Raw genomic sequence first — 14,632 nt, forward strand, 5'->3', positions numbered from 1 at the left:
AACAATACGTATCGCAGGATTCGCTGCGGTTAACGGCTGAATAACGGTGAGACCGGACGCGCCATCCATTTTAAGATCCAGCGAAACCAGGTCCGGTAACCAGGTTTTAATAATGTCTAATGCCTCGTCGGCACTGCGTGCTACTTTTACATTAAAGCCACGTTTAGTGATGGCGCGGGCTAATACATGCGTAAAAGTCGCATCATCATCAACAATTAAAAATTTCAGTGGATCAGCCATGAACGCTCCTTTGAGATAAACGAACTTCTGTGATGGTGCCTTTGTCTTGTGCCGCATAAAGCTTAACATCACCATCATAGTGGGCAAGCGTGGTTGAGGTAAGGAACAACCCAATACCCAGTCCTTTACCTTTAGTAGAGATAAAAGGTTTGCCTAAGGTGTTGGTCTGCTCGGCGGATAAGCCTGCGCCATAATCACGAATGGTTAACCAAATAGCACCCGAATCCCAGTGCAGGGTTATTTCAATGTTTTCAGGGCAGGCATCAGCCGCATTGTTCAGCAGGTTTAAAATAGCTTGTCTTAATGCGGTGGTATTGTGTAAGTCAGGTGGTAAATCTTCTTGAATGTTGAGACTGTAGGTGACTTCTGGACGGGTGATTTTCCATTGCTCTAATACTTCGCTAAGAAACGTTGTCGCCAGTGATGTCTTTTCACTGTTTTTCTCTTCCGCCACTGAGCGTGCCATCTGTTGTAGCTTATCTGCGCATATATTTACTTGTTGTTGCAGAATCTCAATATCCTCTTTGTGCTCAGATGACAGGCCTGCATCTGTTTGCATCTCATGGAGAATGACGCTCATGGTGCTCAGAGGTGTGCCTAACTCGTGAGCTGTACCCGCCGCCATTGTGCCTAACGCGAGTATCTGCTGGTGATGGACTTTCGCTTCCCGCTCTTCGGTGAGTTGCTGCTGTTGGCGTTGCAGCGCACGGTTAATGCGTACGATAAAATAGGTAATGACAATGACAGTGAGAATGAAGTTTAACCACATGCCTAACATGTGAAAATTAAAAAGCGAAGCTAACGAATGTTGGTGCTCGGATAGTGCAGTAACGACGGGAACATAATAAATAAGTAAAGAGCCATAGATGGCTGTTACGGTAACCGCCATCATCCAGATGTATCGATTATTAAGTGTCATAACCGTGATGATCAGAGGAATCAGCAACATAAAAATAAAAGGGTTGGTGCCGCCGCCAGACTGATAAAGAATAAAACCGTAAATAATCGCGTCAGCGAGTAACTGAGTGAAAAACTCTGGTTGAGTAACTGGCCAGGGGGAATGTAGTCGGGCGTACGTCATTAGGTTTAACAGGCCTAATAGCAGTAGCGCTAATCCTGTAGCCCATGGATTTAAATCAATTTTCAGATATAGCAGCGCAAATGCTACAGCACAGCATTGACAAAACAGGATGACAAAACGGATATACGTCAGTTGTAAAAGCTGTTGATGGTTACCCGCCACACTTTACTCCAAAATAAAATCAGAGCGAATTATAACTGAAAAGTATCGAGTTGCAGATTGAGACAAATTGTCGCAGTTGCAGCTTGGTCATTAGAAAGAGGTGGGAGAGGGAAGAAAATTAAATCACAACCTCTCATCTACTAAACCGCTATTGCTCTTCATCTCAAGTGCATCAGCTATCATGATTTTATATAAAGGTATCAGTGGCTGGTGGCTGGCTTGATGCGTCTAATCATGTGAAACAACATCACTTGGATTGTTTCTCTCCTCCAGATCGGCGAAAATAGCCAGCAATCCTATTTAATACATGCAGATTTGTAGTAGCGCTTGGTTATAGTCAATTATACGCTGCTACGCTATGCATCACTCAGAAGATTCTATCTCATGTCGAACGCTGCTATTGCGCAAGAAGTCTCTAAACGCAGGACTTTTGCGATCATTTCCCACCCTGATGCGGGTAAAACTACCATCACTGAAAAACTCTTACTGTTGGGTAACCTGATTCAGAAAGCCGGTACGGTTAAAGGGAAGAAGAGTGATCGTCACGCTACCTCTGACTGGATGACGATGGAGCAGGATCGCGGTATCTCAATTACGTCTTCCGTGATGCAGTTTCATTGGAACGACCGTGTTGTGAATCTTCTTGATACCCCCGGGCATGAGGATTTCTCGGAAGACACGTATCGCACTTTGACGGCTGTGGACAGCGCTCTGATGATTGTCGATGGTGCGAAGGGTGTAGAAGATCGCACGATTAAACTGATGGATGTGTGTCGGTTGCGAGATACCCCCATTTTCTCGTTTGTTAATAAGATGGACCGTGATATTCGTGATCCGATAGAGCTATTGGACGAAATAGAAGAAGTTCTGAAGATTCAGGCGGCACCGATTAACTGGCCCATTGGTATGAGTAGCTTTTTTAAAGGGGTTTATAACCTTTATACCGATACGATCCATGTATTTAAATCAGGACAGAATGCCGTTTTATCTGATGATGTACGGATTCAGGGTTTAGACTCAGGTGAGGCGCGCGCTTTATTAGGTGATGATTACGAAGACTTTGTCGAAGAAATTGAATTAGTACGTGGTGCAAGCCATCAATTCGATAGAGAAGCATTTCTTGCCGGTAAACTCGCGCCGGTATTTTTTGGTACGGCATTGGCTAACTTTGGTGTCCGCGAGATGCTGAATGATTTCGTTGAATGGGCTCCACCACCGATTGCACGTGAAACGACTTCCCGCGAAGTATCTGCTGATGAAGAGAAATTCTCCGGTTTTGTCTTTAAAATTCAGGCCAATATGGATCCTAAACACCGCGACCGTATTGCGTTTATGCGCATCTGTTCGGGTAGCTACACGCGTGGCATGAAAATGAAACACACGCGTATTAATAAAGATGTCAGAATTGCCGATGCGGTCACTTTTCTTGCCGGAGACCGTGAGAACGTAGAAGAAGCCTGGTCGGGCGATATTATTGGATTACATAACCACGGTACTATTCAGATTGGCGATACCTTTACTGAGGGTGAAGATCTGAAGTTTACCGGCATACCGCATTTTGCTCCAGAGATGTTCCAGCGTGTCAGGTCGTTGGATCCACTTAAAGCGAAGCAGTTGCAAAAAGGTTTGCAGCAATTAGCTGAAGAGGGTGCCGTACAGCTGTTTCAGCCGCTCAAAAATAATGACTTGGTGCTGGGTGCTGTCGGTCAACTGCAGTTTGAGGTCGTGATGTTTCGTCTGAAAGATGAATATAAGGTCGATTGTAAGTATGAGCCGGTGTCTGTGCAGACGGCTCGCTGGGTCGAGTGCCGCGATTCTAAAATGCTGGAAGATTTGCGTAAAAAGGGATATGAAAACCTCGCGCTGGATGGGGGTGGTTTGCTGACTTATCTGGCACCTACGCGGGTTAACCTCAGTCTGACTGAAGAGCGCTGGCCTGATGTGCGCTTCCGTGCCACACGCGAGCATTAAATTCTTTAACGGAGTCCGGATCTCATAGCATCAGAAGGTAAGGAGGTTAAGATGGCAGGTTGGCGAATTATTGATAGTCATTGTCATCTTGATTTTCCGGTGTTTGATGCAGCACGTCCTCAGCTTGTTGCCAGTGCGCAGGAAGCAGGTGTGAGTCATATTGTTATTCCCGCTGTGGTTGCCAAAGATTTTAAGCGCGTCGTGGATACGGCATCTGCTTATCCTGATATTTCATTTGCACTGGGCTTGCATCCCTGTTTTATGCAGGTGCATCAGGCAGAAGATCTGCAAACGTTAGTCGATTATGTGACGACTAACCCGGTTTGTGCCATCGGAGAAATAGGTCTGGATTTTTATATCGCAGATTATGATGCCGTTTCACAAATATCTTTGTTAAAAGCTCAGTTGAAAATAGCCAAAGCACAGCGCCTACCTGTTCTGTTACATGTGCGTAAGGCGCACGACATCATGCTAAAAACACTCAGGGAAGTAAAATTTGAACAGGGTGGCATCGTGCATGCGTTCAGTGGCAGCTTGCAGCAAGCGGAACAGTTTATAAAAATGGGCTTCAAGCTGGGGTTTGGCGGGGCGATGACATACCCAAGAGCGAATAAGCTGAGGAAATTGGTGGCGACACTCCCGCTCGAGTCGATTGTGCTTGAAACGGATGCGCCTGATATGCCTTTATCAGGACGTCAAGGGGAGTTTAACCAGCCGGCTTATGTGGCGGATGTTTTAAAAGAGATAGCTGGATTGCGCGCAGAGTCGATTGAATGTATAGCTGCCACAACAACGGCTAGTGTAGAGCAACTGCTTTCTTTAGGAAGTCGGCAATGATGAGCATTGTGCGTTAACGTTCAGCCCTCAGATCACAGCAGTACTATTGATAATTGGCGTTGTACAGATCATTCAGGGCTTGCCAGGCGATGTTAGTTTTATCGTTTTTAGGCAAGCTGTATAAGCGACCATTGTTATCAAGAGCCGTTGCCTGGTAGCTATTATCAGCAGGCTTTAAAAGTATAATCATCAGACTGCGAGGGTAGTTGGGCCCGGTGATTTTTTGTTGGTAGGCATTTTCGACTGGCTTCAGTACGCCATTCTGACTGGCGATAATACTTAAACTGATACAAGTACGCGTCATACCTTTACACAGCAAGCCCTCTTTAGTATCTATCAGATAGAAACTATTGTCTTTTTTCTCAGAGATGAAGGAGTTTTCTGAGAAACAACCACTCAGAAGCGTTGTCGTCAGTATAACTAATGTCGCTAGCCGCTTAATCATGGGGACTTTCTCCAGGCAAATATTCTCCAGGCAAATATTCTTCGGACTGATTTTCATTCGTCAGTGTATTCGCTAAAGGGGTTAGCCGTGTTCAGATCTATCCGGTTTTCATATCCGGGTAAGCGAATACTGTTTTCTGTGATCTCAAGATCATCCCCGGCTAACACGTGATGATCATATTGATAGATAGGTTTAGTTAGCCCCAGTGTCGTTTTCTGGTCGTACTCACTGGCGCGGGCCAGAGTGGCTACTTTTCTGTTTTCCCACTCGGTAATTTTTTTCTGGCCGTGCTTTTTCATCAGCATCTGTTTTACGATGTGTGGTGCCAGCATGGGCGCGCTGGCATTGTTTCCGCCAAATCCCTTGGAATTAAGGATGACAGTGTCCATGCCCAGAGCACCCACTTCAATATGCTGCTGGGAAAACAGCAGGTTTGATTGGTGTACATCAGAGGCAATTTCATCAGTGGTCTGAATGCCGGGAATATAGCCGTAAGTCCAAGTGCCCAATGAAGTGGTTAGTTGGTCACCCCCGGCGGTACCTTGCGAGTGCCCCAGGTAGCATTTAATCGCTGCGACTGGCCATGACTTTATATCAAATGCTTTCGCTATTTCGTTGATGACATGCGATTCGGTTACGCGGTTTTGCGGAGTGCTGGTGCCATGAGCCTGTACATAGGAGCGTTGCTGTAGTGACTCTGCACCAAGCATATTTTTAACCAGAGAGGCCGCTTTTCCCAGGGTGATATAATTGCCGATACCAGGAGCCGAGATAGATTTTTTATGGCCGTCTGCATTAACAAAAACCTCTGGGATCGCCCCGTATACTTCAGCACCCAGTTCAAGTGCGAGGTCATCACTCATTAATAAAATAAACTGGCTGGATTCACCGATGGTAAAGCCGCAGTTTTTACCAAAAGGCCGACAGGCTTTACGGTAGTCGGCATCATTGAGTTCTGTTAGCTTGTCTAATGCCAGCAGGTCTTTATCTTCCGCCAGCGCACCCATGGCGCGAAAGCCTTCAATGACTTCCTGAGTGACGGGCGCATCACTGCCGCCAATCATTGCAACTTTACGCTTGCCTGAACGAATATCCTGAATACCGCTACGCAGGTTGTATAAAAATGTAGCACAGGCACCCAGTGCGCCCCCGGTCGCTCCTACGTTGCCTAAAATATAAGCGTTAACAAAGTCCGCCGGCATTTGCGCATAGCCGAGCGGCATCTGTTTTGAGCTGGTGCGTTTACCAACAGATGGGTATTTAGTCAGCCCACCAAACCCAAAGTCATCCAACTGACCAATCGAATTACTGGCATAGACGGCAATCTGGTCCGGGGATAAGCGATTTAAGATATCTTCAAACGGAATGCCCGTTGATAGCAATGCATCAGATGCACTGAAAATAGTCATTTGCAGGTTGCGAGGATGGTTTCTGGACTGGTAAAGCTTGCCTGGTTGAAAACCTGTCGGCAGTTGGCCTGCAGACTGAACCTGCGCTGTTTTAAAATCGGGTAAAATAGTATCCAGGTTTCCGCTAACGGCTATCTCTACTTCCTGGCCGTTGCCGGGAGTGATTGTCCAGTTCTCTGGAATGATGTTGGGAAGATGACGTTTACGCAACGTAAAGCGAATACTGCTGTCTGCTGTGCTTTTTAATGTGGCCACTTTGTTAAAAGTGACTTTGTTGACATCAAAACAGTCGGGTTCAATACGGCGTATCAACGTTGAGTTTAAGAGTTGATCCTGAATGCTGGACAGCAAGGCGGCTAATGGCAGTTGTTCACCGGACTTGTTAAAGTAGTGGCCATCCTGATAGGTTGCCAATCCGGTTAAGGTAGCCAGCCCTAGCAAAGTATTCTGTTGATTTTGCTGATCTAGTTTGTCAAAAATCAGACGGCGGTATGCGTGATGAAAAGAACTACGACCTGCGGGATTGATTCCACCGAAACCGACGATAAGAGGTAGATGCGACAAAGAAGACTCCTCGGCTGGAACTATACTGGATAAACATAACTGATAAAGTTCTGTAATCCATATATTCTAGCGGCACAGTGGATCTGTGACTAGATGGAATCTTAGCTAATCTCAGGAAATTACCTATTAACTGCCCTGAAAGCGGATCTGCTACAGGGGATCAGTACTAGTCTATTTGCAATGGCGCGGTTATTTTTAGGTGATAAGCTTTTTATGCAGTAAATAGTTAAGCCTGATTGTTATTAAAGAAAGTAAAGTATTTTGAGCTTTTGGCGTAAACCAGAGTCATATTAGTGGGCGAATGTTAGTTTTGAAGTAATAGAGTGTTCAGGTTTTTTCAGCTACATTGATATCAATATTAAAAAGTGTATGACACGTTTGAGGAATATTTCATGAAAAAATTAGTCGTAGCCCTATTGGCCGGCAGTGTGCTGGCTGGGTGTACAACACTTGACCCTTATACTCGTGAAGAGAAAACAGGAAATGTCGCAAAAGGTGCAGGTATCGGTGTGGTTGCCGGTGCATTGCTGGGTTCTGCTGTATCAGGTAAAGGCGATAAAACCAAAGGAGCGATGCTTGGCGCTTTAGTCGGCGGTGCTACCGGTGGTGGTATCGGTTATTACATGGATCAGCAAGAAGCCTTGTTGCGCCAGCAGTTAGAGGGTACGGGTGTCAGCGTGGAGCGTATTGGCGACGATATTCGTTTGATTATGCCCGGGCATATCACCTTTCAGACAAACTCTTACCAGCTAGCAGGTAATTTTTATCCTGTGCTGGATTCAGTTATTACTGTGTTGAGAAAATTTGATAAAAGTGTGATCAGTGTTAATGGGTTCACAGATAGTACAGGTTCGTTTGAATATAACCAGCAGTTGTCTGAGCGACGTGCGGCGAGTGTTGCTAATTATTTATCAGGCGGCATCAGCGCATTGCGCATTAGTACTCAGGGTTATGGAGAGCGCTATCCGATAGCCGATAATGCGACAGAATCGGGTCGTTCGTTGAACCGTCGTGTAGAAATTAATATTAGAGGGACTCAAAAGTAATCAACTGAGCCCCTTTTTTACTGCGTTACTCTGCAGTTTCTACTGAGTCGAATTTACTCAGCAAGTGCTGCAGATTTTCCTGCCAGGCCTGTTGCTCCTCTTCCAGTTGTTGTTTCGCTTCGCGTAATTCATTAATTTCCATTCTCAGCAACTCGACTTCGTCGATCATGCTTTCGATTTTTGTTTCTAACTGGTTGAACAACTCGGTTTGCATTGGGCACCCTTTTGGATATGACAATAAAGATGCCGATTATAGAGCGCGGCCGGGCGAAGTAAACCATTACCAGAACATCACAATGTCATCGGGTTGAATATTATGTTGTGCTGTTGAGCCATTGATATGCCCTTTTACTGTGGTGGCTTGAACATCATCAACAATCATCGTCAGGCGAGTGTTAATAAGTTCCGTTGTCGTCTGGCTGGTTTGATTGTAAAACATGGTTTTGCGATAGACCGTAAGCTTGTCGCCTCTTTTTAAGCCGCTCTGTTTGCCTGCATTAATCCATAAACTGTTTTCTTCTGTGCGAGTTATTCTTGCGGAGAATGGTAAGCAGCGCAGAGACTGTGAAAGATCGTGGCTGATTTCATCAAGTAACTGATTGATGTTTTGTCCATAATCGCTATTCAAAAAGGCAGGGGTGGCGAATCCGGCTTTTTCTGTCGGTGCAAGATTCCAGCGTCCCTGAGTTGCGTAATGTTTCTGCTCAAGTAGCGTGCCGCTGAAACCATCGTGAATGAACAGGTCCAGGCTAAAGTTTCTCAGGTGCTTTTTGCTTTTGTAATCTAACTTATTGTATGTGTCGATAAGCCAGTTTTTTTCGTTAATGGTGCCAGGGGTATTCATAGATACATCACGAATAATGCCGGATACAATAAATTGGCTGTCGAGTTGTTGTGTATAGGCCATCATGGTGGTGAGCGTCCCGTCATCCAATTGCCGCGATGTGGCTGTACCCAGTTGTTTGTGTAATAGTAAGTTGCCGGCATTGAGTGCTGATATGCCATCGTAGCTGTTCAATCGTGTTGTTAACTGTAAGGCTAAACCGGATTCAACATTTCTTATATTGCCAAGGTTAGCTTGCGTGGGGTGCTCAAGAGGAAAGGCTGCTATGGCTATTGTTTTTCGAAAACTATTGCCACTATTGCCATTGCTGCAGGTCGTTTTAGTATCAATGTCTGCACGGATCCGCACATGTAGTTTGTTGCCGATAAGCTTTTCTTCAAGGATCTCAATATTGGACAATGAGCTCATTGTTGAGATGCGCATATTATCAATTTCCAGGATGCCGTCTTCGAGTTGCTGAGTACTGCTGATATAAGCGGCAGCTTGCAGTGATGCCTGCTGTTTAGCATCGCTTATGGCTTGCTCCCGTGCTTTTGTAAGATCACTGTTGTAGATGAAAGCCTGTCCTGTTGCTTCAACAGTTGTGGCATAGGCATGGAAGCTGCTGAGCAATAATACCAGGGATAGTAAATATTCTTGAAAATGTCTCAACATGAGAGCAACCTGACCGATATATTAAGAATAGGTGAGCAATAGGTGAAAGGTATGCAATTTACGCCTGACATGCAAACTGTGTGTTGATGTATATGTTGACGCCTGTCTCAATCTGTCCTTATAGGTTTTGTTAGTGTGCTGTAAATGGAGTGTAGGCGAGCTGTTATGATAAAAAAGATCGGGTCAATCGTACTGGCGAGTCTGATTAGCGTGGGCTGCGGTTATCAACAGCCTGTACCCGTTAAAATTGAAAAACTAAGTCCCCAAGCCAGTAAGGCCTTGTTAAATGAGGCGCGTAACACCACGCTGGCTGAGCCTGTCCCGTTTGCGATGGTCGCGGATAACAGGGCTAAAGTTGATCCTGTTAGCGAGGCCGTTGAGCAGATGGCAGTGCAGTTGGTGAATGGCTTGAACCAAAATAGAGTGAAGCGCTTTCCTATCGCTGTGCTGCCTTTTAAATCCTTGCGTCAGAGTGTGCCTGATCCGTTATTGGGTGAGCGGTTGTCGGAAAGTTTTATCTTCCCGTTGCAGCAGCGCGGCTATAATCTTGTCGATTACCGGGCCATTAGTTTAGCTACGACGCTGAAATCGCCTGTATCAAAGCAAAATATGTCCGCGTTGCGGGAGCGTTATAAAATCTATTTCGTACTAACCGGCACCTATGCGCATCATCCTGATGGCATCGTCATTAATGCCCGGGTGCTGGATACGACAACCCGTCAGGTATTGGCATCTGCTCAGACGCATATTGTTAATCAGCGTCTTGAAGGGGCGCTGCCAGGCTTTGATCCGGTTAAAGCATTGAATAATGGATATATTATTGAAAATGGTGCAGTTCCGATGAGGTCTCTTAAATGAAGTTTGTGTTGATCCTGTTGTGCGTGTTTTTAAGTGGCTGTGAAACCGTTGTGCAAACAGCGAAAGAGATTGGTAATGATTTGCCTTCTCCGTCTTTTGTGAAGCAACCAGCGCCCGATCCAATCTGGGTGCAGGCAACTGGATATGCCCCCATTAGTTTACAGCCCGGTGAAACGCGCCAGCAAAAAGTAGTGATGGCGATGCGAGCTTCAAAACTCAGGGCTTATCAGGAGCTGGTTGGGGTGGTGCATGGGCAGTATATTTACGGCACGACTAGCGTTGAGGATATGGTAATGCAGCGGGATTCGTTTAAAGCGGCAGTGGCAGGCTTTGTACGCGGAGCCCGGGTCGTTAAATCGTATCCGGTGCAGGATGATACATATGCAACGATTCTGGAAGTGGATATGGCTCAGTTGCAGCGGGCCTGGGTTCAGTAGGCCGCTGCAGTATAGAAAAAACTGAGAAAATCTCTGCTCGTTATTTGTCAGTTGTCGTTTGCGCAAAAGCAGCCAGTTGTTCGCTGCTTGCTTCTTTTTGGTACTTCTCCTTCCAGTCTGCATAGGGTTCGCCATAGATAATCTCTCTGGCTTGCTCGTAATTTATTTCCTCACCACGTTCTTCCGCCGCGGCTTTGTACCATTTGGATAAGCAGTTACGACAAAATCCTGCCAGGTTCATGAGGTCTATGTTCTGAGCATCTTTGCGCTTATCCAGATGGGCGACCAGTTGGCGAAACGCTGCCGCTTCAATTTCAGTTTTGGTTTGTTGGTTCATGCTAGGCCTCTTGATGCAGTTCTCTTCACGACGGTTCTGTTTATGAGAGAGCTGTCTGTTATTTATTCATCGCGTATATGTTCGTCAAGCTCTCTGCATACACGCATCTGTAGCTCCTGACAAAGATCGGGATCGCTAATGGGTAGCCCCTCATCATCGGTGATAAAGAAAAAATCCTCAACTCGTTCGCCAACACTGGCTATTTTTGCTTTGCGCACAGAAATGTTGAGTTCAGCAAAAATCTGACCAATACGGGCGAGTAAGCCAGGACGATCGGGACTGCGCACTTCCATGATGGTCAGCTGTAAATTCGGGTCGTTACTCAGGCTTACGGTGGTCGGCAAGGCAAATAGCTTCATTTGTCTTGGTACGCGCCGGTGTATAATGTCCGGGTAGTCGTCAGGATCGTCCAGTTCTTCGATCAGGCGTTCCTGAATGCTTTGAAGATAGCCGGGGTTCTCTGACAGAGGCTCGTCATCATCAGTCAGAACGGTATAGGTATTTAACGAGCGACCATCATCAGTCAGAATGATGCGCGCGTCCTGAATGTTCAGATGCAGTTGATCCAGTGTGGCTACGGTGGCTGCGAACAGGTTTGGAACATCTTCACTGTAAATAAAGATTTCGGTAGCCCCTTCGTGAACCCTGTATGAAGTCTTTTGAATCAGAACGAGCGGTAGTTCGCTTGATCCGTGCTCAAGAATGGACTGTGTCTGCCAGGCAACATTTTTGGCTTCTTCGCGTAAGAAATAATCCTCACCCAGCATGGCCCAGAATTCCTTGATTTCCTGTTCGTGCTGGCCTGAGCTGGACAATATGGCCATTGCTTCATGTTGCACCTGATCAATACGATCCTCTTTATTGATAGGATTTTCCAGTCCGCGTTTTAATGCTCGCTTGGTTTCCATATATAACTGTCTTAGCAAAGTGGCGCGCCAGTTATTCCATAAAGTGTGATTCGTGGCGTTAATGTCAGCAACGGTCAGTACGTAAAGATAATCAAGATGGACCGTGTCGCGAACCTGCATGGCAAATGTATGGATAACGTCCGGGTCGGTAATGTCTTTACGTTGTGCCGTCATCGACATCAGCAAGTGGCTGCGGACAAGCCAGGCCGTGAGGTGGCTGTCCCATTTTCCCAGTCGGTGGCGTTCACAAAAAACCAGCACATCTTCTGCACCGAGTTCTGAATGGTCTCCACCGCGTCCTTTAGCAATGTCATGATAGAGGCCGGCAATATAAAGCAGTTCGATTTTTGGCAGGCTGTTAACCACTTTGTGCGCAATCGGGAACTGTTCCCGATGATTTGAATGGCGAAATTGGCGCATCATCTGGATTACTTTTAGCGTATGCGCATCGACGGTGTAGATATGAAATAGGTCGTGCTGCATCTGGCCGACAATTTTACCGAACTCCGGCAGGTAACGCCCGAGAATGTCGTAGCGGTTCATGCGTTTAAGCTCGGTAGATACACCGTTGGGCGAGCGCAGAAGTTCCATAAATAAGCTGGTATTGCGCAGGTCATTACGAAACTCATCATTAATCAGATGACGGTGATCCCTTAGCAGACGAATCGTGGATGCGCGAACGCCGAGTATATCATCGTGCTGAGCAAGTAATACGAAAGCCTCAAGAATGGCGAAAGGCTGATGTTCAAAGACTTTGTCGTAGGTGGCTTCCAGGTAATTATTATGAATCTGAAAGCGCTTGTTGATGGACGTGATTGTTTGTTTGTCGTCAATCTTCAGGATGGCTTCATTAAAGTATTGCAGTAGCATGTCATTGAATTCTGCCATCGCCATCGCGACACGATAATATTTGCTCATAAACTGCTCGACAGCCAGCGCACCGTGTTGATCTTTGTAGCCGAAAAAGTCGGCGAGTGTGCGCTGATGATCAAATAGCAGGCGGTCTTCACGGCGTCGGCATAGCATGTGCAGTGCGTAGCGCACAGTCCAGAGGTAAAGTTCACCGCGGTTAAGGGTTTCCAGTTCAGATTCGGTAACAAAGCCGTGATCAACCAGATCGCGAATATAAGTCGCACCGAAGTGACGTTTGGCTACCCAGCCGATCGTTTGCAGATCTCTCAATCCGCCGGGAGATTTTTTTAAGTTGGGCTCAAGATTGTATTCTGTGTCGTTAGTTTTTTCGTGACGGGCTTTCTGTTCTTTGAGTTTGGCGATAAAAAATTCTTTATCGGTCCAGGCGCCTTCTGATGTGACGCGGTCATACATGCGCTGGTGTAACGCTGGGTCGCCGGTCAGCGGTCTGGACTCGATAAGGTTGGTGGCAATCGTGATGTCATCACGGGCTTCTTCATAACATTCTTCTATGTTGCGCACACTGGAGCCGATTTCCAACGCGATATCCCATAATAACATCAGGAAATTGCTGATACTCTCCTCGTAGACGGTCGGGTCGATATCATCAAGAAGAATCAACAGGTCAACATCTGAATGCGGGTGCAGCTCGCCGCGACCATACCCGCCCACTGCGATTAATGAGATCTGCTGGTTATCGGGCCATTTAAACAGATTCCATGCGGAGATCAGGATCTTGTCGATAATAGCGGCACGGCCATAAATCAACTTGCGAATATCTTCGCCAGATTTGAAGCGGGCATCCATTTCAGCTTGCGCTTTTTTAATCGTGCTTTTGAATACTTTAATTGGCGATTCGTCGCTTGCCAGGCGTGCTTCGAACTCCGCCCAGTCAATAAAAGTGTCCGTTTCGGCTAGTTGCTGTAAGGTCGTGTTCATTCTTTAATCCAGTGTGATTAAAATTTTTCTTCAGAACGCTTAGTCAGTACTTCATGGCCTGAGTCAGTGACCAATATAGTGTGTTCCCATTGTGCGGATAAGCGACGGTCTTTGGTTTCTACGGTCCAGCCATCTTTTTTAGATAGTTTTACATCCCGCTTACCGGCATTGATCATGGGTTCAATAGTAAAAATCATACCCGCTTCGAGTTTTACTCCGGTTCCGGGTCTGCCGTAGTGGAGAACTTGCGGGTCTTCGTGAAACTCTCTGCCAATACCGTGGCCGCAATATTCCCTTACAACCGTGTAATGGTTGGCTTCTGCATGCTTTTGAATGACGTGGCCGATATCGCCGAGAAAAGCGCCTGGCTTAACTAATTCGATGCCCTTATAGAGGCATTCAAGTGTCACTTCAGCGAGTCGAGTGGCGTGCGGGGCTGCTTTGCCGACGAAAAACATTTTGCTGGTATCGCCATGGTAGCCGTCTTTGATGACAGTAATGTCTATGTTAATCATGTCGCCGTCTTTTAGCGGCTTATCATTTGGGATGCCGTGACATACGACCTGATTGATTGAAGTGCAAATAGATTTAGGAAAGCCGTGGTAATTCAGCGGGGCGGGGATGGCTTGCTGTTGCTGAGTGATATAATCGTGGCAGATCTGATCCAGTCGGTTGGTCGTGACGCCGGCGCTGATGTGTGGTTCTATCATCTCAAGAACCTCGGCTGCGAGTCGTCCCGCGATGCGCATTTTTTCTATCTCTTCCGGGGTTTTAATAGTAATGGACATAGTGTTCCTTTGAAGGGTGAATCCTGAACTTGGTGGTTGTTAAGTGTTGGCGTTAAGCACAATGGCAGTGATTGTACCGAATTATCCTCTCTGAGCGAAGTCGACCTTCAAATTGAGCGCATCTTGTGGTATAAAACGCGCTCCCGAAATGCAGACAGCATTGCGAGGAATATCTCACACACATATCGTCACAGTTTCCG

At 46.4% G+C, this 14,632-nt stretch carries 14 protein-coding genes; 5 read left to right on the top strand and 9 right to left on the bottom strand.

Annotation, left to right across the window (positions count from 1 at the left end; translation table 11 throughout):
• On the bottom strand, positions 1-240 hold a 240-nt coding region (locus ABY436_RS05250), incomplete at its 3' end, for a response regulator (protein ID WP_372737970.1).
• Positions 233-1,483 (bottom strand): ATP-binding protein, encoded by a 1,251-nt coding sequence (locus tag ABY436_RS05255; protein ID WP_372737971.1) that lies wholly within the window; start codon positions 1,481-1,483, stop codon positions 233-235. The genes ABY436_RS05250 and ABY436_RS05255, both read right to left, overlap by 8 nt.
• A gap of 384 nt (positions 1,484-1,867) precedes the next feature.
• On the opposite strand from ABY436_RS05255, the gene ABY436_RS05260 reads away from it, so the two are divergent.
• Together ABY436_RS05260 and ABY436_RS05265 are read left to right on the top strand one after the other, a co-directional pair.
• A complete protein-coding gene (locus ABY436_RS05260; protein WP_372737972.1) occupies positions 1,868-3,454 on the top strand; it encodes a peptide chain release factor 3 in 1,587 nt (528 codons plus the stop codon).
• A gap of 51 nt (positions 3,455-3,505) precedes the next feature.
• Positions 3,506-4,291, top strand: coding sequence for a TatD family hydrolase (locus ABY436_RS05265; RefSeq protein WP_372737973.1), 786 nt, complete (start codon positions 3,506-3,508; stop codon positions 4,289-4,291).
• 43 nt (positions 4,292-4,334) lie between these two features.
• Here the strand turns inward: ABY436_RS05265 and ABY436_RS05270 are convergent, their stop codons facing one another.
• Complete coding sequence (locus ABY436_RS05270) at positions 4,335-4,736, bottom strand: hypothetical protein (RefSeq protein ID WP_372737974.1); 402 nt, start codon at positions 4,734-4,736, stop codon at positions 4,335-4,337.
• Positions 4,737-4,789: 53 nt separating this feature from the next.
• Positions 4,790-6,709 (bottom strand): beta-ketoacyl synthase, encoded by a 1,920-nt coding sequence (locus ABY436_RS05275; protein ID WP_372737975.1) that lies wholly within the window; start codon positions 6,707-6,709, stop codon positions 4,790-4,792.
• Positions 6,710-7,101: 392 nt separating this feature from the next.
• Between ABY436_RS05275 and ABY436_RS05280 the strand changes: the two genes are divergently transcribed.
• Positions 7,102-7,755 (top strand): OmpA family protein, encoded by a 654-nt coding sequence (locus tag ABY436_RS05280; RefSeq protein ID WP_372737976.1) that lies wholly within the window; start codon positions 7,102-7,104, stop codon positions 7,753-7,755.
• A 25-nt stretch (positions 7,756-7,780) separates the two neighbouring features.
• Here the strand turns inward: ABY436_RS05280 and zapB are convergent, their stop codons facing one another.
• Both zapB and ABY436_RS05290 read right to left on the bottom strand, forming a co-directional pair.
• A complete protein-coding gene (gene zapB / locus ABY436_RS05285) occupies positions 7,781-7,969 on the bottom strand; it encodes a cell division protein ZapB (RefSeq protein WP_372737977.1) in 189 nt (62 codons plus the stop codon).
• A 66-nt stretch (positions 7,970-8,035) separates the two neighbouring features.
• Positions 8,036-9,253 carry a flagellar assembly protein T N-terminal domain-containing protein gene (locus ABY436_RS05290; protein WP_372737978.1) on the bottom strand — a complete coding sequence of 406 codons (1,218 nt, stop codon included), beginning with the start codon at positions 9,251-9,253 and terminating at the stop codon, positions 8,036-8,038.
• 165 nt (positions 9,254-9,418) lie between these two features.
• On the opposite strand from ABY436_RS05290, the gene ABY436_RS05295 reads away from it, so the two are divergent.
• Together ABY436_RS05295 and ABY436_RS05300 are read left to right on the top strand one after the other, a co-directional pair.
• Entirely contained in the window at positions 9,419-10,111 is a 693-nt protein-coding gene (locus ABY436_RS05295) for a FlgO family outer membrane protein (protein ID WP_372737979.1), read from the top strand.
• Positions 10,108-10,548, top strand: a complete 441-nt coding sequence (locus ABY436_RS05300) for an LPP20 family lipoprotein (protein WP_372737980.1) — start codon at positions 10,108-10,110, stop codon at positions 10,546-10,548. The genes ABY436_RS05295 and ABY436_RS05300 overlap by 4 nt, the downstream gene beginning before the upstream one ends.
• 40 nt (positions 10,549-10,588) lie before the next feature.
• On the opposite strand, the gene ABY436_RS05305 is transcribed toward ABY436_RS05300, so the two are convergent.
• From ABY436_RS05305 to map, 3 genes are all read right to left on the bottom strand, one after another.
• Positions 10,589-10,885 carry a DUF1244 domain-containing protein gene (locus ABY436_RS05305; protein ID WP_372737981.1) on the bottom strand — a complete coding sequence of 99 codons (297 nt, stop codon included), beginning with the start codon at positions 10,883-10,885 and terminating at the stop codon, positions 10,589-10,591.
• Positions 10,886-10,947: 62 nt separating this feature from the next.
• On the bottom strand, positions 10,948-13,644 hold the full coding sequence (locus ABY436_RS05310; RefSeq protein WP_372737982.1) for a [protein-PII] uridylyltransferase: 2,697 nt from the start codon (positions 13,642-13,644) through the stop codon (positions 10,948-10,950).
• A gap of 17 nt (positions 13,645-13,661) precedes the next feature.
• On the bottom strand, positions 13,662-14,432 hold the full coding sequence (gene map / locus ABY436_RS05315; protein WP_372737983.1) for a type I methionyl aminopeptidase: 771 nt from the start codon (positions 14,430-14,432) through the stop codon (positions 13,662-13,664).
• Positions 14,433-14,632: the final 200 nt, after the last annotated feature.

Source organism: Neptunomonas sp. (genome assembly GCF_041601355.1).
Classification (GTDB): domain Bacteria; phylum Pseudomonadota; class Gammaproteobacteria; order Pseudomonadales; family Balneatricaceae; genus Neptunomonas.